Genomic DNA, 22,491 nt, shown 5'->3' on the forward strand with positions numbered 1-22,491 from the left:
AAGCAGCTCTTCGACCTGTTCAACCTCGAGACCTACGCCCCCAAGCGCTGACATGGGTAATACAAACCGGCCACCCTAAACAGGCACCTGACCTGCACGTTCACGGGCAACGCCCGCGATAGCCAGGAAGGTCCCGCTAGGCGTCCCTTCCGGGCCTGCGTCAACCCGCGCGGCCGGCACCGGCCGCGTCGATGAGGGGCGCGAGAGCGTCGAGGAGGGCGGCCGGCGAGCAGGGGTCGCCGTCGGGCTCGAACGCGGTCTCGAACTCCCCGATCTCGATTCCGACGACCTCGTTCGCCGCGAGCAGCTCGGCGAGGGATCGCAGGTCGTCGAGGGTCAGGCCGCCGGGCACCTGGTACTCGGTCGGCACGATGCCGGGTTCGAGGACGTCGCAATCGAGGTGGACGTACACCGGCCGATCACCGACGGCGCGGCGCACCTCGGCGATCAGGTCGGGCCCGACGGCGGCCAACGCGATCACGCCGTCGTCGATGAGCCGCTGCTCGGGCGGGTCGAGGTCGCGGGTCCCACCGAGCACGACGGCCTCGGAGTGGAGATTGCCGCCGAGGCCCGAGTCCCACAGCCCTATCGCTCCGGCCAGGGCGAGTCCGCCCAGGTACCCGGTGCCGGTGTTCTCCGGGGTGTTGAGGTCGGCGTGCGCGTCGAACCAGAGCACGACGGCGTCCGGGTGGTGCCGCGCGACGACCGGGAGCGTCGAGAGCGCGACCGCGCACCGGGCGATTGCGGTGACGGGTACCTGGCCCGCGGAGTAGATGGCCTCGTACCGGGCGGCCATGGCGTGCAGGGCCGGTCGGGGAGCGGCGAGATGTGCGTCCCACGGTCCATCGAAGGCGGGTTCGGGATTCCCGATCACGGTCGGCTCGAGCGCCAGTCGGCGGGCCAGCTCCGCTGCGATCGCGGCGGCCCCGGCCACGGCGCGATCGTTGCGGTCCCCGGCCTGTCCCGCGAAAACGGTCAGGGCCGGGTGCGTGACGATTCGGGTGGTCATGCCGCATCCTCCCAGGCGCGGATCGTCCGGCGGTCTGCTGGTGGTCCGGGGGCGCTCGAGGCGCGGGTGACACGTCGCGGCGCGCGCGTTCTGGTGCGCGAAATCGCCCCATTGCGGCGGCTGTGCGGGGTACGTTCGGCTTTGGGGGACGGGATCGGGTCAATGCAGACCAGGTCGTCGTCGTGAGTCGCTCAGACGCTGGCGCAACGCAAGGAGACTCGCCATGGACGCCGAACAATGGACAGTGATCAGCCCGAACGAGTGCGAGTCGCTGCTCCGGCAGAGCCATCTCGGCCGGATCGCCATCGTGGACGGAGATCTGCCGCTGATCCTGCCGGTCAACTTCGTCGTGGACGACGAAGCCGAGGTCGTGTTCCGCACGAACCCGGGCAGCAAGCTGGACGCGGCCCTGCATCATGCGCCGGTCGCGTTCGAGATCGACGGGATCGACGAGCTGAGCCAGACCGGCTGGAGCGTGCTGGTGCGCGGGCACGCCCACGAGGTGACCGATCCGCGCGAGGTCTCGCGGCTGGAACACCTGGCGCTGGTGCCGTGGGCGCCCGGCGGGCGGCACCACTACGTGCGGGTGCAGCCGCTCGAGACGACGGGCCGGCGCATCACGGTGCCGAGCCAGCCGTCGGACTTCTGGGGCTGACCGAGGCGCACGCTGCTCGAACGGCCGGTCGAGCGGCCGCAGACCGCGGTCGGTGCGTCCGCGCACGTTCACCGGCGGCGCGTCGTCGTATCGTGGCCGGGTGCCCCGACAGAGCGATGGTCCCGAGGAGGTGCTGGCCTCGGGCGGCGTGACGCACGTGGTGCGGACCGGAGGCTCGGTGCGCCGCCCGGCGCGCCCGTTCACCGCCACCGTCCAGGCCTACCTGGCACATCTGCACGACCGGGGCTTTCACGACGCACCCCGCCCGCTCGGGTACGACGGCGAGGGGCGTGAGGTCCTGTCCTACGTGGACGGCGACGTGCCCGCCGAGCCGCTCCCGCAGTACGCGACCGGCGACGACGTGCTGGTCGCGCTGGCCACGCTGATCCGCCGCCTGCACGACGCGGCCGCCGGCTGGGTGCCGCCCGAGGGCGCCGTGTGGGGCGCGATCCCCGGTCGACCGCCGGCCGGGCTGGTCCCGATGTTCGACGAACCCGAGCTGGTCTCGCACCTGGACTACTGCCCGGGCAACGTCGTGTTCCGGGACGGCCTGCCCGCGGCGCTCATCGACTTCGACCTCGCGCGGCCGACGACCCGGGTCGCCGATCTGGTCAACGCCCTGTACTGGTGGGCGCCGCTGAGCCACCCGCTCGACCGGGCGCCGGCGCTGGCCGAGGTGGACGTCGCCGCCAGGGTTCGCGTGTTCGCGGACGCCTACGGGATGACGGCGGACCAGCGGGTGCTCGTTGTCCCGCTCGCGATCCGGCGTGGTGACAATGCGGCGCTGACCATGCGCGCCGCGGCCGACGTGGACCCGGTCTTTCGCCGGTGGTGGGACGAGGGGCTCAAGGACAAGATCCCGCGCGCGCAGCGCTGGCTCGCCGGCGAGGCGCAGCGGATCGACGCAGGCTTGCGGTGACCGGTCGACGTCGGAGGTGTACGGCGCAGATCCTGCGGATCACCGGGCGTCGAGGCGCTCCGGCGACCTTCGAGGGATCGCGTACCGGGATTCAGCCTGCCAACCCGTCTCGGCGACCAGGATGTCGCGCAGGCGGGACACGTCACCGGCGGACGCCAATCCTCGCTTGGCGATGATCACGAACGCACCCTTTCGGTGCGTCGCCATCTGGACGACGAACACCCGGTCCGTCTCCAGGAAGCCGTCGAACTTCGACCACGCGAATCGGACGGTGATCCCCGGAATCGTTGACGTCACCCCATCGCCCGGCACGACACGCACCTGGGTCGGTGCGTGCAACTCGACCGAGCCTTTCCAGAACGCGTTGACCATCTGGCGTTGAGTCACCAGCACGATGTACGCCAAGCACGCGACGCCTCCGAGTCCCCACACGACGAGATAGTCCCGCTCGGTCAGGAAGCCCGCCAGCGCGACCACCAGGGCCACTACGACCATGACGGCGATCTTCGCCGGGAGGCCGCGCGCCCGGTTCCGCGCGCGAAATGCCTCCGCGTAGTCCTCGATCTCGGGTTCCCACGACAGGTCCAGCGACTTCTGCTCCCAGAGGCCCATCAGCTCAACGACCTTTCCGAAATACGACCCGCGCCGACCCAGCCGTCCGATCGCCAGGGCATCGCGAACCTGCGTTCGTCGGTGTCCGAGGTTAGAGGCTATTGACCTGCACTGAGTCGAGTTGCCCCATTCGGAGCAGCGCCTGGGGTCGACGAGCAAATTCACCCTCAGCGACGGGTGCCGGCCGTGACGGGCCGTCCCGGCCGCGCTCGGTCATAGGGTGATCGCGTGGCTCGACTTGTCCTGATCAACGGCGCACCGGCGAGCGGCAAGTCGACCCTGGCGCGGATGTACATCGACGAGCATCCGCTGGTGCTCGCCCTGGACCTCGACGTGGTCCGCGCGATGCTCGGCCGCTGGCTGGACGACCCGATCGAGGCCGGGCTGACCACGCGCCGCATGGCGCTCGAGATGGCGCGGGTGCAGCTGAAGGCCGGGCGGGACGTCCTGGTGCCGCAGTTCCTCGGCCGGCTCGACTTCGTGCTCGCGCTCGACCAGCTCTGCGGCGAGGTGGGCGCCGACTTCGTCGAGGTGGTCCTCCTGAGCGACCCGCAGGACGTCGCCGACCGCTTCGCCCGACGCTCCGACGCACCGGAGACGTCCGCCCACCGCGACGCCCAGGCGCTGCAGGCGCGCAGCGGCGGCGCCGGCGAGCTGTCCGCCATGTACGACCGCCTGCTCGACGTCGTCGCGAGCCGGCCCCGCACCCGCACGATCACCACGGTCGACGGCGAGGTCGCCCGGGCCTACCGCGACCTCCTCGCCCACCTCGACGAATCCTGACCGGACGGATGAGCCCACATCACCACCGCCGTACGACGGCCGAGGCCGCCGGATCCCCGGGCCCGCCCGCCCTGAGACCCGGGCTCCGCCGCGCGAGTGCGCAGAATCGGTCGTTGAAATCGTCGATCAAGCAGCCGATTCTGCACACTCGCGCAATCGACGCCGGTTGACCTGCCCGCGCGTACGAGAGCGGGGGAGCGCGGCGGTCGGTCAGGGGTTCTCGAGCAGGCCCAGCAGGTAGCTGCCGTATCCCGACTTCACCAGCTTCTCGGCCCGCTCGCGCAGGTCGTCGTCGGACAGGAAGCCCTGGCGCCAGGCGACCTCCTCGGGGGAGCCGACCTTGAGCCCCTGGCGGTCCTCGACCGTGCGGACGTAGTTCGAGGCGTCGAGCAGGGAGTCGAACGTGCCGGTGTCCAGCCACGCCGTCCCGCGCGGGAGGACCTCCACCTGCAGGCGGCCCTGCTCGAGGTAGGCCCGGTTCACGTCGGTGATCTCGTACTCCCCGCGCGCCGACGGCTTGAGGTCCCGGGCGATCGCGATGACGTCGTTGTCGTAGAAGTAGAGCCCCGGCACCGCGTAGTTGCTCTTCGGCTTCGCGGGCTTCTCCTCGAGGGACAGCGCGCGACCGTTCCCGTCGAACTCCACGACGCCGTAGGCGGTCGGGTCCGCGACGCGGTAGGCGAACACCGCGGCGCCGTCGATGTTGCCGAAACGCCCGAGCTGGGTGCCCAGGCCGGGGCCGTAGAAGATGTTGTCGCCGAGCACCAGGGCCGCGGCGTCGTCGCCGACGAAGTCCGCCCCGAGCACGAACGCCTGGGCGAGGCCGTTCGGCTCGGCCTGGACGGTATAGGTGATCGAGACCCCGAACTGGGAACCGTCACCCAGCAGGCGGTGGAACTGCTCGGCGTCGTGCGGTGTCGTGATGACCAGCACGTCCCGGATGCCGGCCAGGATCAGCGTCGACAGCGGGTAGTAGATCATCGGCTTGTCGTACACCGGGACGAGCTGCTTGCTGACACCCTGAGTGATCGGGTGCAGTCGGGTGCCTGAGCCACCGGCCAGGATTATTCCGCGCATGGTCACCTCGCTAGTGTGTCGTACGGACGACGCACCTCTTCCCCCGAACGACTTCCCCCCGAACGAACTGAGGAACCAGTGATCAGGATCACCAACCCGGCTCAGAACTACGCCTGGGGGTCGGTGACCGCGATCCCGGAGCTGCTGGGGCAGCCGGTGACGGGGGAGCCAGTCGCCGAGTCGTGGATGGGCGCGCACCCCAGCGCGCCGTCGCGCGCCGCCGCCGCCGACGGCGAGATCGGGCTGGACGCGCTGATCGCGGCCGATGCCGACGCCCTGCTCGGCGCCGACGTCGTGGCCCGGTTCGGCACGGCGCTGCCGTACCTGCTCAAGCTCATCGCGGCCGGAAGCCCGCTCTCGCTCCAGGTGCACCCGCACCTCGAGGGCGCCCGCGCGGGATATGCCGCCGAGGAGGCCGCCGGTATCCCCGTCGACGCGCCGCACCGCAACTACCGCGACCGCAACCACAAGCCCGAGCTGGTCTACGCCCTGACCACGTTCGAGGGGTTGTGCGGCTTCCGCGCGCCCCGCCGCGCCGCCGAGCTGCTGGTGGGCCTCGACGCCCCGCTCGCGAAGCAGCTGCACGGCGTGCTCACCGCGCAGCCCTCCGCCGAGGGGATCCGCGCCGCGTTCACCCAGCTCCTCGAGCCGGCCACCCGGCCGACGCCCGACGAGGTGCGCGAGCTCGCCGCCGCGTGCGCCGCGCGGCTCGTCGACGGGTCGCCCTCGCCGCGCGCCGACGCCAACGTGGTCGCGCTCGCCGAGGCGTTTCCCGGTGACCCCGGGGTCGTCACGTCCCTGCTGCTCAACCCGGTCACGCTGCAGCCCGGCGAGGCGATGTTCATCCCGGCCGGCGGCGTGCACGCCTACCTGCACGGCCTCGGCGTGGAGGTGATGGCCAGCTCGAACAACGTGCTGCGCGCCGGCCTGACGCCCAAGCACATCGACGTCGACGAGCTGCTGCGCAACATCGACTACGTCGCCGCGCCGCCGATCCGGATCGCGCCGGAGGTCTTCCACGGCGCGACGAGGGTCTTCTCGGCACCCGTCGCCGACTTCGAGCTCTCCGTCACCACCGTGGCCGACGACCAGGCGCACCCGCTGCCCGGCCACGGCCCGCGCATCCTGCTGTGCCTGGACGGGGACCTGACCGTCGCGGACACCCAGGGCGGCACGCTCACGCTCGGGCGTGGTCAGACGGCGTTCGCCCCGGCGACCGACGGACCGCTCACGGTCCGCGGCGCCGGGACGCTCATTCAGGCCGACGTCCCGTGACCGGGGCCGTCACGAGCCTGAAGTGACCGTCACGAGCTTGACGTGACCGTCACGCGCCTGCGGTGACCCGCTCGCTCGCGACGAGCCGCTCGCGCCGCGCCGGGTCGCCCGCGAGCTCGCTCGCCACGCTCGCCCCGAGCACGACGACGGACCCGCCGCCGGCCAGCGCGCCGAGCACCTGGCGCAGCAGGGCGACGACGTCGCCGGTCCGGTCGGCACCCGCGGGCAGCAGCACGCGGGCGCCGTCGGGCGTGGGCGATCCGTCGACCGCCCACGGCAGCAGGCCGGTGTGCGTCGCGGAGGTGCCCTCGGCGTCGAGCGCCGCCGCGGCCGGGTCGACGTCGGGCGCCCAGCCGATCACGTCGCCGTAGGTCATCACTGCGCTGGCCGCGTCGATCGCGCCCGCGGGCAGCTCGCCGTCGAACCGGCGCGCGAGCCCCGGCAGGGCCACGGCCACCAGCTGGTCCGCCGCGGGGTAGGACGCCGGCCGGTCCGTCACGACGATGTCGCTGTCCCCGCCGCCGAGCACCACGGCGGCCCCGCACCGCCACGCGGCCAGCGCCCACACCACGGTGCGCCAGTGCGCCGGCAGGTCCAGCCCGATCCGGACCCCGGGACCGGCGTCGAACTCCTCCACCAGGAGGTTTGTGGTCTTCGAGACCCAGTTGGTCAACACCGCTCCGGACAGCTCGATCCGCTCACCTCCGGCGGCATACCAGGTCAATCGGGGGCGTCCCGGATCGGAGGTGACCAGGGTGAGGACGTCGGCAACGGACGAGGGCTGTTTCACCCCGCCAGGGTAGGTGCGCGAGCGGGTGAAACATCACCCACAAATCGGCTGCCAATACCATCAGCCCGCTTGACTTCATCGAACGACACGCGTGTAATTTCCTCATTGCGTTTCCACCCCAGACGAGCCGGAGGGCCCCCACCATGTGGAATCTGCTCGACGAGGACGGACCGTTCCCGTCGGATAATCAGCGCGCCGCCGCCGTCGCGCCGGTACTCCCGATCTTCGGCAACCCCGTGGACGACACGCTCATCGGATGGCAGGAGCGCGCCCTGTGCGCGCAGACCGATCCGGAGGCGTTCTTCCCCGAGAAGGGCGGATCGACCCGTGAGGCCAAGAAGGTCTGCACCGGCTGCGAGGTTCGAATGGAGTGCCTCGAGTACGCCCTCGAGCACGACGAGCGCTTCGGCATCTGGGGTGGGCTCTCCGAGCGCGAACGGCGCAAGCTCAAGCGACGTGTGGTCTGAGCTCTCACCCGTCGGTCGCTCCAGAGCGCATGACTGAAGCGCCGACCCCCAACGCTGCGGTACCGATGGCCCCGTCGATCACGGCGGTCCTCGTCACGCGCGGCGTCACCCGCTACCTCCACGACACCCTGGCCGCCCTCGCGACCCAGACGCGCGTGCCGGACCGCGTCGTCGTCGTCGATGCCGCGCCGTACCCGCAGCGTGCGGTGCCCGACGACGTGGCGCGCCTCGCGAGCGACGTGCTCGCCGGGCTCGGCACCGACCTGCGGATCGCCGCCGTCCCCGGCGCCCACAACTTCGGTGACGCCGTGCGCGAGGCGTTGACCGACGTACCTCTGCCCGCCGCCGGCGTCGAGTCGACCGGCTGGCTCTGGTTCCTGCACGACGACTCCGCGCCCGCCCCGACCGCGCTCGCCGAGCTCACCGGCGCGGTCGAGCACACGCCGTCGGTGGCCATCGCGGGGGCCAAGCAGCGCAGCTGGTCCGAACCGGTGCGGCTGCTCGAGGTCGGCGTCACGACGTCCAGGTTCGGCCGCCGGATGACCGGCGTCGAAGAGGGCGAGGTCGACCAGGGGCAGCACGACCGGCGCGACGACGTGCTCGCCGTCGGCCTGGCCGGTGCCCTCGTGCGCACCGAGGTCTGGGACGCGCTCGGCGGCACCGACCCCTCGCTCGGCCCGTTCGGCGACGGTTTCGACCTGTCCCGGCGGGCCCGGCTGGCCGGGCACCGCGTCGTCGTGGTCCCGACGGCCGTCGTTCGGCACGCCCAGGCGTCCTACCGAGGGCTGCGGCACGGGTCGTCCGACCCGCACGCGGCTCGCTCCGGCTCCGCTCGTTCCGCAGCCCGCTCGGCCGTCCGTGCCGAGAGCGACGAGAGCGACCCCGAGGGCGACCCGCGGCGGTCGTTCGCCGCGCGCCGCCGCGCCTGGGTGCATGCCCGCCTCGCGGCGGAGCCGGCCGTCCTGCTGCCTTTCGCCGGGATCGGATTCCTGATCGCCGGGGTGGTGCGCTCGCTCGCCCGGGTCGCCGGCAAGGAGCCGGGACTCGCCGTCGCCGAGCTCGCCGCACCGGTCGCGGCCCTGGTTCACCCGCGCCGGATCGCGCAGGCGCGGCGGCTCGCGAGCCGGGTACAGCAGATCCCGCGCCGGTCCCTGCGCCCCCTCGAGGCGAGCTGGCAGGAAGTTCTCCGCGAGCAGTACGACGCCCACCTGACCCGCGTCGAGCTGCGCAAGATCGGCGGCGCACCCAGCGAGCTCGAGCTCGCCGAGCTGGCCGCCCTGGCGACCCGTCGCCGGTTCGGGCTCGGGGTGCTCGCGGTGCTCCTGGTGGCGCTCACCACCGCCGTGCTCGGCACCCTGGTCGGCGGGGTGATCCGCGGCGGCTCGCTCGTCGGCGGGGCCCTGCTGCCCGCCCGGGTGAGCCTCGGCGAGCTCTGGCGCGCGGCGAGCTCCGGCTGGGTGGCGGGCGACTTCGGCAACCCCGGGCCCGCCGACCCCCTGCTCACCGTGCTGGCCCCGTTCTCGGCCCTCACCGGCGGCACTGCGGGCGGCGCCGTCGATCTGCTCTTCCTCGGCGCGCTCGTCCTGGCCGGGCTCGGTGCGTGGTTCGCGGCCGGCGCCGCAACGCGTTCGGTCGGCGTGCGGCTCTGGGCGGCCCTGGTCTGGGTGGCGGCACCGAGCCTCCTGCTCGCGCTCGACGGCGGGCGCCTCGGCGCTCTCGTCGCGCACGTCGCGCTGCCCTGGGTCGCGCTCGGGGTCGCGCGCGCGATCGGCGTGCAGCGCCGGGACATCGTGCTCTCCGGGCTGATCGGCGCGCGACGCGTCCACGAGGACTCCCTCGACGACGCAGCGGTGTCCGGGCCGGACGCCGCGCAGGCGTCCCGGTCCGGTGGCACCCCGGGTGCCACACCCGCCGACCCGCGGCAGCAGCCGGAGCCCGTCTCGCCCGCCGCACGGCCGACCGGTTCGGTCGCCGCTGCCGCCGGGGCCGGGCTCGCGTTCGCGATCGCGGCCGCCGGGGCGCCCGTGCTGCTCCCGTTCGGGTTGCTCGCGCTGCTCATCGTCGCTGTCATCGCACCGCGCCGGCGCCGGCGCGTCGCGCTGATCGTGCTGCCCGCGCTCGCGCTCCTCGGGCCGACGATCGCCGAGGCGGCCACCCGCGTCGGGAGCGGAAGCTGGCGGGTGCTGCTCGCGGACCCGGGCCTGCCGCTCCCATCCACCGCGGCGCCGGCCTGGCAGCAGCTGCTCGCCTGGCCCGTGCAGCCCGCCGGCTGGGTCTTCGACCAGGTCCCCGACGAGGTGCTGCGCGCGCTCCCGTTCGTGCTGGGCGGCGTCGTGCTGCTGTTCGCCCTGCTGGCACTGGTGCGTGGCGCCACGGTCGCGCGCGGGGTGCGCGCCGGCTGGCTGGTCGCGGCGTGCGGCCTCGCCGCGGCGATCGCCGCGGGCCGGGTCGAGACCGCCGTGGGCACCGCCGACGTCGTCCGTGGCTGGTCCGGCCCGGGCGCCTCGCTGCTCCTGCTCGGGCTGCTCACCGCCGCGGTTCTCGGCACGCAGGGGGTCCGCGCGCTGGTCGCGAGGCACCGCTTCGGCTGGCGGCAGGTCGCCGTCATCCTGCTGACGATCGTCGCGGTCATCGCGCCGCTGGTCCCGCTCGCGGAGTGGACGGCCAGGACCCGAACGGCCGTGGCCGGCGCGCCCGGCGCGATTGCGGTCTCCACCCTGGAGGGCGCAGTGGTGCCCGCCGTCGGGCAGGAGGCGCAGACCTCGCCCGACAGGTCGCGCGTGCTCTGCCTGGGCGTCGACGCTTCGGGCAAGGTCGCCTACCAGTTGCTGCGCGCGGACGGCCCGCAGCTCACCGACGCCGCAACCGCCGTCGACGCGCGCGCGCTGACCGGCGGTCCCGGTCAGGCCCGCATCGTGGTGCCCGACGCGGCCTCGACGCAGGTGTCCCACCTGGTCGCACGGATGGGCGTCGCCGCCGGTGGCAACGTCGGTGCCGAGCTCTCCGACCTCGCGGTCGCCGACGTGCTCGTGCCGCCCGCCGCCGACCCGACGGATGCGCCCGCACGGTCGTTGCTCGTGGGGCGTCTGGACGCCACGGCCGGGCTCGAACGCATCACCGAGAACACGGCGGGCGTCGTCTGGCGAGTCGTTTCGCCGTTGGGCGCGGAAGCTGCCTGGGCGCGGGCCGTCACGCCCGCCGCCGCGGGCGGGAGACCGTCGGCCGTCGCCCTCCCGGCACGCGCGGGCGGCCTGGACACCCGGGTCAAGACGGGGTCCGCCAACCGCGTGGTCGTGCTCGCCGAGCGTGCCGATCCCGGCTGGCGTGCCTGGCTGGACGGGCGCCCACTGCGATCGGTGACCGCCGACTGGCGCCAGACGTTCGACCTCGGCAAGGACGGCGGCCGCCTGGTCGTCGGTTACGCGCCGGCTGACCGCACGCCGTGGCTCGTGGTGCAGGGCGTCGTCGGGCTGCTCACCATGCTGCTCGCCCTGCCCATCCGACGGCGCCGGGGAGGGACCCGATGACCACCGAACCACCCCCCGAGCTGCCGGATTCGCCGGAGAGCGCCGAGTTCGCCGAGTTCGACGAGATCGACGAGTCCGCCGCTCCGCCGCGCGCCCGCCGACCCCGTGGGCGCTGGCGCGGCCGGCTGCTGCGCATCTTCGGTGCGCTGGTGGTGCTCGCCCTCACGGGGGCGGTCACCGCGGCCGGACTCCTGCTGCCGGTGCCCGCGCAGGTCGAGGTGCGGCCGCTGGCCGTCAGGGTCCCTCCGGTCGCGACCACGCTCGTCTGCCCGGGGCCACTCGTGCGCCCGGCGGATGCGCGGACCGGCGACTCCGCCTTCGACCCGACCCCGGTTGACACCCTCACCCAGGTCCGCGCCCTGACGGTCTCCGGTGCTGCGGGGTCGGGCTCCGAGGTCGCGGCGTCGGCCACGCTGAAGCCGCTCGCGGGTGGCGCCCCGCTCGCGACGATCGACCCGGCGGGCGCGTCGACCGGCGCCCTGGGCGTCTCCTCGCCGGGCGTCCCGACCCTGCTGCGAGCCGAGCCCACCGGCGAGGCGCCGCGCGTCGGCGGCGCGACCGCGTCCCTGACCACGGCCGGCGACCTGCGCGGGCTGGCGGCAGAGTCGTGCCAGCCGCCGGCGGGTGACCAGTGGCTGCTCGGTGGCAGCACCGCGCTCGGCAGCAGCTCGCTCCTCGTCGTGGCGAACCCGGGTGCGACCCCCGCGCAGGTGTCGATCGACCTGTTCGGGCCCTCCGGAAAGGTCGACCTCGCCGGCGGCGGCGGCTTCCTCGTCGCGCCCGGGGCCGAGCGGGCCCTGCTGCTCGAGGGCGTGGCCGCCGAGCAGCAGCGCATCGCGGTGCACGTGAGCGCCGAGGGCGGGCTCGTCACGGCGCACGTGCAGGACAACCGGCTCAACGGGTTCACTCCCGCCGGCACGGACCTCGTCAGCGCCGGGACCGCACCCGCGACCCGGCAGGTCGTCAGCGGGCTCGTGGTGCGCGGCTCGAAGATCGATGCTCCCGACGCCGCCCAGCTGCGGCTGCTCGCGCCCGACGCCGACACGACCGCCCGGATTCACCTGCTGGGGCCGAAGGGCCCCGTCGCCCTGCCCGGCGCGGACTCGGTCGACCTGGCGCGCGGCGAGGTGACCGACCTGTCGCTCGGCGGCCTGCCCGCGGGTGCCTACACCGCCGTGGTCGACGCGGACAAGCCCGTCACGTCCGCGGTGATGATCACCCGTCCCGGCAAGCGGGGCCCGCTCGATACCGTCCCGCCCCTCGAGCGCGCCTGGGGTGCCGCCGCGACGCCCGGCACCGGTGGCGTGCTCGCGCTGCCGGTCGGGGTGACCGGCACCGTCATGTTCACCGGCGTCGGCAGCGACCGAGAAGGCTCCGGTGGCGGGCCGGCCACCGGCACGCTGCGCACGATCGGCGCGAACGGCGCGATCCTGGACGAGCGCGAGATCAGCGTTCCCGCCGGGAGCTCGGAGTCGATCTCGGTGCAGTCCATCGCGGGCGCCCGGGCCAAGATCGCCGGCTTCGATCTCCAGGTGCCCGACGACGCGTCGTCGGGCGGCGCCAAGCTGGCCTGGTCCCTGCTGGCGAACGTGGACGCCGCCGACGGTCAGCTCATCTCGCTGCTCAACCCGACGACACCGGCTGCCGCACAGCCGTCGGTGCCCGTCCTGCGGGCAAGGACCCTCGGCCTGCCCTGACGTGCGCAACCGAGCTCCCGGGGAGAACAACGCGGGGGAGCGTCAGCGCGCGGCGCGCAGCTCGATCCGCAGGCGGACGCCCAGGCCGATCCGGATCGCGAGCCGTACCGGCCACTCGAACCACCGGTCGTACCGGTGGCTCAGGTAGCGCTCGGCGCTCGCGTGGTGCGCGGAGATCATCCGGGCCGGTCGCTGGCGCCACGTGGTGCCACCGACGTGGGTGACCCGCGCCGAGGGCACATAGAGGTTGTACCAGTCGGCGGCGCCGAGTCGCTCGCCCAGGTCGACGTCCTCGAAGAACATGAAGTACGCCGGGTTGAAGCCGCCGACCTGCTCGAACGCCTCGCGGCGCAGCAGCAGGCAGGCGCCGGAGAGCCAGCCCGCCGTGCGCTCGGTCGCATCGGCCGACTCCTGGCGCTGCTGGTAGGCCCTGGTCCACGGATTGTGTGGCCACAGCCGCGCGAACAGCGCGTGCCCGACGCCCTGGGTGAGCGAGGGCAGCTCGCGCGCGGACGGGTAGACGGTGCCGTCCGGGTTGAGCAGCACGGGAGCGAGCGCGCCGGCCCGCGGATGCTCGGCGGCAGCCTCGAGCAGCCGGTCCAGCGAGCCGGGGGACCAGACGATGTCGGGATTCGCGACCAGCAGCCACGGCTGGTCAGCGCCGCGGGCACCGATGTTCGCCGCGCGGCCGTACCCGAGATTCTCCCCGGTGCGCAGCACTCGGGCGCCATGGGCCGCCGCCACCGTCTCGGGAGTCTGGTCCCGGGTGCCGTTGTCGACGAGCACGAGCTCGAACGGCTTGGTCGTCGCCGTCGCGAGCGACGCCGCAAAGTCGTCGAGCTCGGGGCCGGGGTTGTAGGTCACGCAGATCACACGGATCGACTGGCTCGGGCCAGCGGGGTTGCTCATCGCACCCCACTTTAGTGCCCGCCGAACGGGTGAAAATCTCGCGCGCACTGCGACCCGGCGGCTACCAGGCGTGCGCCACGTCGATCACCAGTCGCGACCCGGACCCGGGCCCGGCGAGCAGGAAGACCCGAAACGGCAGCCGGGCCCGGACACCGACGCCGATGGTGGTGACGCCTTCGAAGCCGCCCGCGTACGCGAGCTGGCGCAGGGTCCGGAACCCGGTCACGTTCACGAGCTCGCTCCGGTTCGCCGGCTTGTAGGTGAGCTGCCTGGTGTCGATGTTCACGTCCGGCGCGAAGACCGTCACCTCGAGCTTGGCGCCGCCCCGGAGCGGGACGACGTCGCCCCGGGGATCGCTGAGGACCTGATCGACGTACTTGACGGTTGACGACGGCCCGGCACCGGACAGGTCGATCACGACCCGGTCGTAGCAGGTGTGCTGCCCGCCCCGGACGTTGACCAGGTAGCTGGGATGGACGCCCGGCACGGCCTTGGTCCCCTTGATGAGGGAGCCCCAGGTGATCCCGCAGTACGGCGTGGTCGCCGACGCCGGAGCAGCCACGAACGTGACCGCCGCCAGCATGAGACCGATGATTGCTGCCAGTGAGCGCCTCATCACAGCTCCCCCGTTCGATACCCGTCGCCGCACCTCACTGGGAACCATGCTACGGACAAATGGTCACAATACGGACACCGAATTGTTGCGGTTCAGGGGTCACAACGACGGTTTGCAGCCCCGACCGCAGGCGACTCAGTGGCCGTCGCGGTAGTCGGGGTCGATCTCGTCCGGGCTGCGCGCGAGCAGGTGCGCGACCTGCTCGACGACGACGTCGCGCACCAGGTCATCGAGGTCTGCCGCGTCCACGGCGCGGGTCTCGACCGGGCGCCGGTAGACCACGATGCGGGCCGCGAGGCCGGCGTCGGCGGGGAAGTAACGCCCCAGCGGCACCCCGCCGTGCTCCCACGGTGCCGGGTTCGACGGCGGCACGTCCTCGACGGCGAACTCGGTCCCGTCCAGCTGGCGCGCCCACCGCTTCTCGAGCCGTCCGACCGCCTGCAGCACGAGGTCGTCGAATCGCTCGGCGCGGGTCCGGTACGCGGGGATCCCGGACGGGAGCACGGGCCCGCGGGGGCCGCGCCCGCGCCGGTCGCGGCGACGTGCGGGGTGCACCGGCTCGCGCCGGTCGGGCAGGGTCGTCATCGAGCCCATGCTAGTGCCGGCGCGCCGGTGCGGCTGTGACCCAGTTCACGTCGATTGCCGAGTCCGCGCGGCGCAGGAGTACCCTTCGAGGGTGCGATCCGTCAGACAGTGCTCGCGCCCCGTCTGCATCAGCGGCGCCGTGGCGACGCTGACGTACGTCTACTCCGATTCGACCGCGGTGCTCGGCCCGCTCGCTCGCCTCGCCGAACCTCACTCGTACGACCTGTGTGCCGACCATGCTGAGCGGTTGACCGCCCCGCGTGGCTGGGAGGTCGTGCGACTGACCCCCGACTTCGTCGAGGTCGGGCCGAGCCACGACGATCTTCTCGCACTGGCAGATGCCGTTCGTGAGGCCGGTCGTCCGCGTCGCAGGGAGCCCGAACCCGTTCGCCTCGCCGAGGCTGGGCGACGGGGCCACCTCCGCGTGCTGCGCGGGGATGGGAGCTAGAGGAGAGACATGACCCGTCGAGTGAACCAGCGTTCCGGCGCACCCACGTTGCCGATCACCTTCCCGACCCCGGACGGCGCCGTCGAGGCCGCCCGCGCCACGAACGGATCCACGGGCACCGTCCCCGCCCAGCGCACCCGCGCCCGCGCGCACGACGTGCCGGCCCCGCTGGGTTCGATCGCGCTCGCGCCGGCCCGCACCTCTCCGGGTACGACCGAGTGCGGGGAGTGCGGGAGCACCTCGCTCACCCACCTCCAGCTCACGCTCGCCGACGGAAGCCCCGTCATCTTCGTCTCGTGCCACGACTGCGAGCACAAGGCCTGGGTCCCGGTGGACGGCACCGGGCAGACGATGTCGCTCGAGGCCGTGCTCGGCAGCTCCACCCGGGTGCGCTGACCCCCAGCAGTCGAGGTTGGCTCGATTGGCTTGCCTGTGAGGTTAAGTAGGCTACGGGCATGCCAGCTGACATCTCGACTCCCGATCTGACCGCGCTCATCAAGGCTTACGACGTGCGCGGCGTCGTACCCGAGCAGCTCGACGCCCGCATCGCGCGCGCGATCGGCGCGGCGTTCGGTGACGTGATCGTCCTGCCCGACGTCGCGGCCGGCGCGCGACCCGTCGTCGTCATCGGGAACGACATGCGCGCCTCGGGGCCCGAGCTCGTCGCGGCGTTCGCCGACGGCCTGGCCACGCGCGGCATCGACGTCGTGCTGATCGGCCTGTGCTCGACCGACGGCCTGTACTACGCCGCGGGAATCCTCGACGTCCCCGGCGCGATGTTCACCGCGAGCCACAACCCCGCCAAGTACAACGGCATCAAGCTCTGCCGCGCGGGCGCACGCCCGGTCGGCCAGGACACCGGCCTCGCGGCCGTGCGCGATCTCACCGGGACCTACCTCGCCGACGGCGTGCCCGTGGTCGACGCCGACGCGCGCGGCGAGATCACCGAGCGCGACCTGCTCGCCGACTACTCCCTGTTCCTGCGCAACCTGGTCGACCTGTCCGGCATCCGCAAGCTCAAGGTCGTCGTGGACGCGGGCAACGGCATGGGCGGCCACACGGCCCCCGCCGTGCTCGGCACCGGCGCCGGGCTCGCGGCGCTCCCGCTGGAGATCTTCCCGCTGTACTTCGAGCTGGACGGCACGTTCCCCAACCACGAGGCGAACCCGCTCGAGCCGAAGAATCTGCTCGACCTGCAGGCCGCCGTCGTCGAGCACGGCGCGGACCTCGGGATCGCGTTCGACGGCGACGCCGACCGCTGCTTCGTGATCGACGAGAACGGCGACCCGGTCAGCCCGTCCGCGATCACCGCGCTGGTCGGCCTGCGCGAGGTCGAGCGCGAGCAGGCCGCCGGGCGCCAGCCGACGGTCATCCACAACCTCATCACCTCGCGCGTCGTGCCCGACCTGCTCAGCCGCGCGGGCGCGACCGTCGTGCGCACGCGCGTGGGCCACTCGTTCATCAAGGCCGAGATGGCCGAGCACGGTGCCGTCTTCGGCGGCGAGCACAGCGCGCACTACTACTTCCGCGACTTCTTCTTCGCCGACACCGGCATGCTCGCCGCGATGCACGTGCTCGCCGCGCTCGGCGGCCAGGGCGCGCCGCTGTCGGCCCTGGCCGAGGCGTACATGCCGTACTCCGCGTCGGGCGAGATCAACTCCCGCGTGCTGGACGTGCCGGCCGCTCGGGCGCGCGTCGTGCAGGCATACGTGACCGACCAGGGTGCCGGCCCCGTGGACGTCGACGAGCTCGACGGGCTCACGGTGAGCCACTGGGAGTCCCACCCGCGCTGGTGGTTCAACCTGCGGGCCTCCAACACCGAGCCGCTGCTGCGGCTGAACGTCGAGGCCGCCGACGAGGACATCATGGAGAAGGTCCGCGACGACGTGCTCGCGCTCGTGCTGGCCGCCGGTTCCGAGCAGGAGGCCTGAGCATGTCCGAGGTACCCCTGGCGGCGACCGGCCTGATGGAGCCGTGGCTCCGCGAGATCCTGCGCTGCCCGGCGACCGGCGCGACGCTGGTCGACGGCGTCGGCCCGACCGGCGAGCCCGAGCTCGTCTCGACCGACCCCGTCAACCCGCTCGCCTACCCGGTGCGTGACGGCATCCCGGTGCTGCTCGTCGACGATGCCCGGGCCGTGCGCCCAGGCGCGTCCGGGCCCGCCGACCACGCTCCCGCCTGATGTCCACCGGCGGGGGGAACCGCGCGATCATCGCGGCCCTGGCGGCGAACATCGGCATCGCGGTCACGAAGTTCGTCGCGTTCGGGCTGACCTCCTCGAGCTCGATGCTCGCGGAGTCGGTGCACTCGTTCGCCGACTCGGGCAACCAGGCGCTGCTGCTCCTGGGCGGCAAGCGCTCGCGCCAGCCGGCGGACGCCGCGCACCCGTTCGGGCACGGGCGCGAGCGGTACCTGTACGCGTTCATCGTCTCGATCGTGCTGTTCAGCGTCGGCGGGCTGTTCGCGCTGTACGAGGCCTGGCACAAGTTCCAGGATCCGCACGCGATCGACTCGTGGAAATGGGTCCCCGTCGTCGTGCTGCTCGCGGCCATCGCGATGGAGGGCTACTCGTTCCGCACCGCGATCAAGGAGTCGAACCACATCCGCGGCGACCAGTCGTGGGTGTCGTTCGTCCGCAACGCGAAGGCCCCCGAGCTGCCCGTGGTCCTGCTGGAGGACGCCGGCGCGCTGATCGGGCTCGTGCTCGCGCTGTTCGGCGTCGGGATGACCCTCGCGACGCACGACGGCCGCTGGGACGCGGCCGGCACCGCGTCGATCGGTGTCCTGCTCGTGGTGATCGCGGCCATCCTGGCGATCGAGACGCGCTCGCTGCTGCTGGGGGAGGCCGCGACCAAGCCCGATCTCGCGAAGATCGACGCCGCCCTGGTGGGGGACGGCGTGGTGTCCGTCATCCACCTGCGCACCCTGCACCTGGGCCCCGAGGAGCTCCTGGTCGCCGCGAAGATCGAGATCGAGCCGGCCGCCACCGCGGAGTCGATCGCCGCGGCGATCAACGCCGCCGAGGCCAGGGTCCGCACCGCGGTCCCCATCGTCAACCTGATCTACCTGGAACCCGACCTGCGCCGCACGGTGACGCAGGCCTGAACCCGGCGCGCCGGCCTCCCGCCTCGCGCCGGCCTCGCGCCGGCCCCTCGCCGGCACTCCGCGGCCTGGCCGACGGCGCGCCTCCCGCCGGCACGCTGCGGCCTGGCCGACGGCGAGTTCGCCATTGTGTTGCGAGTTCGTCAATTTCGGTCGGCGAACTCGCACCCGGACCGACGAACTCGGCGCCCCTCGACCCGAGGCGACGACGGCCTCGGCTCGGCGTCGCGGGTCATTTGCGCGGACGTTCCGGCCGGAACGTCCGAGCCTTGGTTTCTTGGTCGGTGACGTCTCTGTGCAGCCCTCAATGCATCGGATCTGCCCTATGGGTGCAGGTTGGCTGCACAGAGCGCTGCACAGAGTGCTGCACAGAGTGCTGCACAGAGTGCTGCACAGAGGGCAGCGGCGCGGTCTCGACCGGGCGGTTCGACGTCGGCGGCCTAGTACCCGGGGGTGGGCGACGAACTCCCGTGGGGTAGCTACGAGAAGGACCGGTTGCCGCCCGGGTGGTCGTACCCGCTGGGCCGGGATCTGATCGAGCGGGCCCTGCGGGACGCGAATGCCCACGTCGATTCGCTGCCCGAGCCGATCCCGCCCGGCTGCGTGCGCGGGGCGGCGACGGTAGACTGCCGGGCCGATCCGCGCGCGAGAAGTCCGCGCCAGACCGGGCCGCGAGAGATCAGTCCACTCAGAGAGCAGCTTCCGTTGACCGAGCACAGGATGAACGTCGAGAGCTTCAATCTCGACCACCGCACCGTCGTCGCCCCGTTCGTGCGCGTCGCCGACACCAAGGCGCTTCCCCACGGCGACATGCTGACCAAGTACGACGTGCGCTTCAGCCAGCCGAACGCCGACCGGCTGCCGATGCCCACGGTGCACTCCCTCGAGCACCTGATTGCCGAGCACATCCGCAACCACTCCGACAGCGTCATCGACGTGTCGCCGATGGGCTGCCAGACCGGCTTCTACGTCCTCGTCGAGGGCCCGCACTCGTACGACGACTTCCTGGACCTGCTCCAGGCAACGCTCGTCGACGTGACCCGCGCGACCGAGGTGCCGGCCGCCAACGAGGTCCAGTGCGGCTGGGCCGCGAGCCATAGCCTGCCCGCCGCGCAGGCCGCGGCGACCTCGTTCCTCGGTGCGCGCGCGGGATGGAGCCGGGTGACCGCGTGATCGAGGTCGACGCCGTCGTGATCACGGCGATGGCCCAGGAGATGGCCCCGTTCGAGGAGCGCTCCAGCACGCTCGGCAGGGCGAGCCTGCTCGGACAGGCCCGCATCAGGCTCGCGTCCTTCGGGCAGGCCCACGTGCTGCTCGTCACGTGCGGAATCGGCCTGGTCAACGCCGCCACCGCGACCGCCCTGGCCGTCAGCCGGTCCCGGCCGTTGAACGTGATCAGCGCCGGGTCGGCGGGCGGGCTGAATCCGCGGGTGCGCGTCGGGGACGTCGTCGCCGGCTCGAGCTACACGTTCGGCGGCGCGGACGCGCGGGCGTTCGGGTACTCGCTCGGTCAGGTTCCCGGGATGCCGGGCAGCTACCTCGCAGACCCGGAGCTCCTGCGGAGCGCCGAGGCGCCCGCCGGGTCCAACCTGCTGCGGGGCGAGGTCGTCTCCGGCGACGCGTTCATCGACGGCAGGTCGTTTGAGCGCGTCCGGCGCAGGTTCCCCGACGCGCTGGCGGCGGACATGGAGTCCGCGGCCATCGCCCAGGCCTGCCACCTGCTCGACGTCCCGTTCCTGTCGGTCCGGGCCATCTCGGACCTGTGCGGCCCGGCGGCCGGGAGCGAGTTCTCCGTTGCGGTCGAGGACGCCGCCGCTCGCTCCGCCGACGTGGCCCTCGCCCTGCTCGCAACAACGCCCGACCCCTGATCGAGTGACGTCGGTGCGTACGTTCTCTCAGGCGAATCCCCGAGGAAAGAAGCACTCGGGCGACGTGCCCGCACTGCTCAGGCGCGTCGCCGAGTCGCTGGATGCCCTGGGCAAGATCGAGGTGCTCGACCTGGTCCTGCACTCCGAGCTGGACCTCGACAGCGTCGAGTACCTTCCGACAATCACCGTCTACTACAGCAAGCGCTGACGATCCCGGCCGACAAAATGTTAGCGAATCATGATTTACTAACCCTGTGCCCAGGCCGAGACGAGACGATCAACAGGTGCTGCTGGCGCGCATCGCGGCCGCCCTCGGGCGGCGTCGGGCGCTGGAGCCCTGGACTCTTGCGGAGATCGCCCCGTCAGCTGGCCTGAGCCCAGCTGGTCTGCTCAAGCGGTTCGGTTCACGCCAGGGGATTCTCGTGGCCTTGAGCAGACGGTGGATCGACTCCATCCCCGACGCTCCTCGCGGCACCGAAGCCCCGGCCCGAGAACTGCGCGGGTGGGTCGAAAGCCGGTTCGCCGGCGACGGGCCAGAAGGCGTGGCCGTCGGCCTGGTGAACTTGCTCGATGACTTGGTCGACGATCACCTTCGGGAGCTCCTTGCGGAGGGCTGGGCGAAGGAGATCCGCTACCTGGCTTCGCTGCTGGCTGCGACCGACCTACCGAGACTGGGTGATCCGCACCGCGCCGCGGCCTTGCTGTTCGACGCTCTCAATGGATCGATGCTCCGCCGCGCCGCCGACCGCGAAAGTTCCCTTCCCACCACGGTTCTCGAGGAGCTGACGGAGGTATGGAGTTGACCCATCATCGTGAGTGGACCGGCAGGGTGTTCATCGGAGCGAGCCTTGACGGGTTCATCGCTCGACCCGGCGGGGACATCGACTGGCTGACCGATCCCCTGCCAGGACCGCGGCACGTGAGCATGACCAGTGCCAACGAGGTCCCCGGTTGGGATGACTTCTTACCGAGCGTCGATCACCTGGTGATGGGCCGGGGGACCTACGAAAAGGTGCTGACTTTCGCCGGGTGGCCCTACGACGGCAAGCGGGTCATCGTCTTGTCAAGCATGCTCGACGCCGACGACGCGCGCATCACGGTCGCTCGCACCCTCGAGGATGTCCTGCGCGAACTCGCGGGTTCCCGGGCGAGGCAGGTCTACGTCGACGGCGGCAAGGTCATCCAAACCTTTCTGAGAGCTGGGCTCATCGATGAGATCAGCATCGGATGGGCGCCGGTCCTCATCGGCGCCGGCCTTCCCCTGTTCGGGTTTCTCGACTCCGATGTGCAGCTCTCGCTGGTTGCGAGCAACGCCGGTGACGGCGGCATGGTGCACGCCAGGTACCTCGTTCACCGGCGAGCCGCCCAGAGCGAGGGCGAAGCGGTCTCAGCCGATCATTGACCAACGACGCGCGCCGCCCTCCCCCTCGGCTGGCCGCGCGTCGACCCGGTGCCGAGTTCGCCGTTCCGTTGCGAGTTCGTCGATTTCGATCGGCGAACTCACGCCCGGACCGGCGAACTCGGTTCGTTCGCCGCGATCCGCGGACGGTGAGGCCGTCGGCCGGCGCTGAGGTTCGGCGGTTTGGTCACTGGTCCGCAGTATCGGCGGCGATAGGCCAGATCAGCACTTCGAGCCGGCGGACGACGCTCTCCACGTCCGGAACGACGAACAGCGCCGCGCTGCCGTCGCTCATCTCGAGGCGAAGCCGTCGAACCCAGGCGCCGGAGACAGGCCCCCAACTCCGCGAGGCGACGCCCACTGCGATGATGCGATCGATCGCCCACGTGCGTGGCCGAAGCATCAGCCGGGCTTCGACGTTGTTGGGCTGGAACAGGAACCGCTTTTCGGTGACCGTCAAGGTGCCGCCCCGTGCAATGTCTTTGACGGTGAGGTTTGCCCGCACCTGGAACAGCACCTGCTCGCCCGGAAGCAGTTCAGGCTGTGGCCAGCGCATCCCGTGCCGCTGAATGAATCTCAGAATCGGCCGCGTCCCGGCACGCTCGGGGGTACCCCCAATGGACGTAACTTAAGGTCCACGCAGGCGGGATCCAGAGGAGGATCCCCGCTCGGGGGCGACTGGCAGGGGGTCCTAAGTTGCGACCATTGGGGCTTGGCGGGTCGGGCCCGGTTGGTTCTCCGCGGCTCGGCCGA

Annotated in this window: 25 protein-coding genes; 17 read left to right on the forward strand and 8 right to left on the reverse strand. The window is 72.3% G+C overall.

The features are described from left to right. Positions 1-160 precede the first annotated feature (160 nt). Positions 161-1,009, reverse strand: coding sequence for an arginase family protein (locus VIM26_RS06775; protein ID WP_331949589.1), 849 nt, complete (start codon positions 1,007-1,009; stop codon positions 161-163). Between the two features lie 223 nt (positions 1,010-1,232). On the opposite strand from VIM26_RS06775, the gene VIM26_RS06780 reads away from it, so the two are divergent. Continuing rightward, a complete protein-coding gene (locus VIM26_RS06780; protein ID WP_331949590.1) occupies positions 1,233-1,664 on the forward strand; it encodes a pyridoxamine 5'-phosphate oxidase family protein in 432 nt (143 codons plus the stop codon). 100 nt (positions 1,665-1,764) lie between these two features. Continuing rightward, the gene (locus VIM26_RS06785; RefSeq protein ID WP_331949591.1) at positions 1,765-2,583 is read left to right on the forward strand and encodes an aminoglycoside phosphotransferase family protein; all 819 of its coding nucleotides are present in this window, start codon (positions 1,765-1,767) and stop codon (positions 2,581-2,583) included. Between the two features lie 39 nt (positions 2,584-2,622). On the opposite strand, the gene VIM26_RS06790 is transcribed toward VIM26_RS06785, so the two are convergent. Continuing rightward, positions 2,623-3,195, reverse strand: coding sequence for a YcxB family protein (locus VIM26_RS06790; RefSeq protein WP_331949592.1), 573 nt, complete (start codon positions 3,193-3,195; stop codon positions 2,623-2,625). 228 nt (positions 3,196-3,423) lie between these two features. On the opposite strand from VIM26_RS06790, the gene VIM26_RS06795 reads away from it, so the two are divergent. After that, on the forward strand, positions 3,424-3,978 hold the full coding sequence (locus tag VIM26_RS06795) for an AAA family ATPase (RefSeq protein ID WP_331949593.1): 555 nt from the start codon (positions 3,424-3,426) through the stop codon (positions 3,976-3,978). A gap of 210 nt (positions 3,979-4,188) precedes the next feature. Here VIM26_RS06795 and rfbA read toward each other — a convergent pair whose 3' ends face one another. Next, positions 4,189-5,055: a glucose-1-phosphate thymidylyltransferase RfbA gene (gene rfbA / locus VIM26_RS06800; RefSeq protein WP_331949613.1), complete on the reverse strand. Its 867-nt coding sequence runs from the start codon at positions 5,053-5,055 to the stop codon at positions 4,189-4,191. Between the two features lie 78 nt (positions 5,056-5,133). On the opposite strand from rfbA, the gene manA reads away from it, so the two are divergent. After that, positions 5,134-6,330 (forward strand): mannose-6-phosphate isomerase, class I, encoded by a 1,197-nt coding sequence (gene manA / locus VIM26_RS06805; protein ID WP_331949594.1) that lies wholly within the window; start codon positions 5,134-5,136, stop codon positions 6,328-6,330. A 49-nt stretch (positions 6,331-6,379) separates the two neighbouring features. On the opposite strand, the gene VIM26_RS06810 is transcribed toward manA, so the two are convergent. After that, the gene (locus VIM26_RS06810) at positions 6,380-7,120 is read right to left on the reverse strand and encodes a TIGR03089 family protein (RefSeq protein ID WP_331949595.1); all 741 of its coding nucleotides are present in this window, start codon (positions 7,118-7,120) and stop codon (positions 6,380-6,382) included. 143 nt (positions 7,121-7,263) lie between these two features. On the opposite strand from VIM26_RS06810, the gene VIM26_RS06815 reads away from it, so the two are divergent. Genes VIM26_RS06815 through VIM26_RS06825 form a run of 3 tightly spaced genes read left to right on the forward strand, consistent with a single transcriptional unit; the run spans position 7,264 to position 12,811 of the window. Next, positions 7,264-7,587, forward strand: a complete 324-nt coding sequence (locus tag VIM26_RS06815; protein WP_331949596.1) for a WhiB family transcriptional regulator — start codon at positions 7,264-7,266, stop codon at positions 7,585-7,587. 29 nt (positions 7,588-7,616) lie between these two features. Beyond that, positions 7,617-11,114 (forward strand): glycosyltransferase, encoded by a 3,498-nt coding sequence (locus tag VIM26_RS06820; RefSeq protein ID WP_331949597.1) that lies wholly within the window; start codon positions 7,617-7,619, stop codon positions 11,112-11,114. Next, on the forward strand, positions 11,111-12,811 hold the full coding sequence (locus VIM26_RS06825) for a DUF5719 family protein (RefSeq protein WP_331949598.1): 1,701 nt from the start codon (positions 11,111-11,113) through the stop codon (positions 12,809-12,811). Before VIM26_RS06820 ends, VIM26_RS06825 begins: the two co-directional genes overlap by 4 nt. 42 nt (positions 12,812-12,853) lie before the next feature. On the opposite strand, the gene VIM26_RS06830 is transcribed toward VIM26_RS06825, so the two are convergent. The 3 genes from VIM26_RS06830 to VIM26_RS06840 all read right to left on the reverse strand — a co-directional run bounded on the left by VIM26_RS06830 (position 12,854) and on the right by VIM26_RS06840 (position 14,921). Then, on the reverse strand, positions 12,854-13,720 hold the full coding sequence (locus tag VIM26_RS06830; RefSeq protein WP_331949599.1) for a glycosyltransferase family 2 protein: 867 nt from the start codon (positions 13,718-13,720) through the stop codon (positions 12,854-12,856). 61 nt (positions 13,721-13,781) lie between these two features. Then, positions 13,782-14,336, reverse strand: coding sequence for an AMIN-like domain-containing (lipo)protein (locus VIM26_RS06835; RefSeq protein ID WP_331949600.1), 555 nt, complete (start codon positions 14,334-14,336; stop codon positions 13,782-13,784). Between the two features lie 135 nt (positions 14,337-14,471). Then, on the reverse strand, positions 14,472-14,921 hold the full coding sequence (locus tag VIM26_RS06840) for a metallopeptidase family protein (RefSeq protein ID WP_331949601.1): 450 nt from the start codon (positions 14,919-14,921) through the stop codon (positions 14,472-14,474). A 91-nt stretch (positions 14,922-15,012) separates the two neighbouring features. Between VIM26_RS06840 and VIM26_RS06845 the strand changes: the two genes are divergently transcribed. From VIM26_RS06845 to VIM26_RS06890, 10 genes are all read left to right on the forward strand, one after another. Then, complete coding sequence (locus tag VIM26_RS06845; RefSeq protein WP_331949602.1) at positions 15,013-15,369, forward strand: DUF3499 domain-containing protein; 357 nt, start codon at positions 15,013-15,015, stop codon at positions 15,367-15,369. 9 nt (positions 15,370-15,378) lie between these two features. Further along, positions 15,379-15,765 (forward strand): hypothetical protein, encoded by a 387-nt coding sequence (locus VIM26_RS06850; protein WP_331949603.1) that lies wholly within the window; start codon positions 15,379-15,381, stop codon positions 15,763-15,765. Between the two features lie 59 nt (positions 15,766-15,824). Then, complete coding sequence (locus VIM26_RS06855; protein ID WP_331949604.1) at positions 15,825-17,300, forward strand: phosphomannomutase/phosphoglucomutase; 1,476 nt, start codon at positions 15,825-15,827, stop codon at positions 17,298-17,300. Between the two features lie 2 nt (positions 17,301-17,302). Next, entirely contained in the window at positions 17,303-17,551 is a 249-nt protein-coding gene (locus VIM26_RS06860; RefSeq protein ID WP_331949605.1) for a hypothetical protein, read from the forward strand. Continuing rightward, entirely contained in the window at positions 17,551-18,474 is a 924-nt protein-coding gene (locus VIM26_RS06865) for a cation diffusion facilitator family transporter (protein WP_331949606.1), read from the forward strand. Before VIM26_RS06860 ends, VIM26_RS06865 begins: the two co-directional genes overlap by 1 nt. 702 nt (positions 18,475-19,176) lie before the next feature. Continuing rightward, entirely contained in the window at positions 19,177-19,644 is a 468-nt protein-coding gene (locus VIM26_RS06870; protein WP_414696454.1) for an S-ribosylhomocysteine lyase, read from the forward strand. Continuing rightward, positions 19,641-20,339: a 5'-methylthioadenosine/S-adenosylhomocysteine nucleosidase gene (gene mtnN, locus VIM26_RS06875; protein ID WP_331949608.1), complete on the forward strand. Its 699-nt coding sequence runs from the start codon at positions 19,641-19,643 to the stop codon at positions 20,337-20,339. The genes VIM26_RS06870 and mtnN overlap by 4 nt, the downstream gene beginning before the upstream one ends. Positions 20,340-20,352: 13 nt before the next feature. Further along, entirely contained in the window at positions 20,353-20,547 is a 195-nt protein-coding gene (locus VIM26_RS06880; RefSeq protein ID WP_331949609.1) for a hypothetical protein, read from the forward strand. 76 nt (positions 20,548-20,623) lie between these two features. Continuing rightward, complete coding sequence (locus VIM26_RS06885) at positions 20,624-21,142, forward strand: hypothetical protein (protein ID WP_331949610.1); 519 nt, start codon at positions 20,624-20,626, stop codon at positions 21,140-21,142. Further along, positions 21,133-21,741: a dihydrofolate reductase family protein gene (locus tag VIM26_RS06890; RefSeq protein ID WP_331949611.1), complete on the forward strand. Its 609-nt coding sequence runs from the start codon at positions 21,133-21,135 to the stop codon at positions 21,739-21,741. The genes VIM26_RS06885 and VIM26_RS06890 overlap by 10 nt, the downstream gene beginning before the upstream one ends. A 184-nt stretch (positions 21,742-21,925) precedes the next feature. Here the strand turns inward: VIM26_RS06890 and VIM26_RS06895 are convergent, their stop codons facing one another. After that, positions 21,926-22,294: a hypothetical protein gene (locus VIM26_RS06895; RefSeq protein ID WP_331949612.1), complete on the reverse strand. Its 369-nt coding sequence runs from the start codon at positions 22,292-22,294 to the stop codon at positions 21,926-21,928. Positions 22,295-22,491: the final 197 nt, after the last annotated feature.

The organism is Pengzhenrongella sp. (genome assembly GCF_036565025.1).
Classification (GTDB): Bacteria; Actinomycetota; Actinomycetes; order Actinomycetales; family Cellulomonadaceae; genus Pengzhenrongella.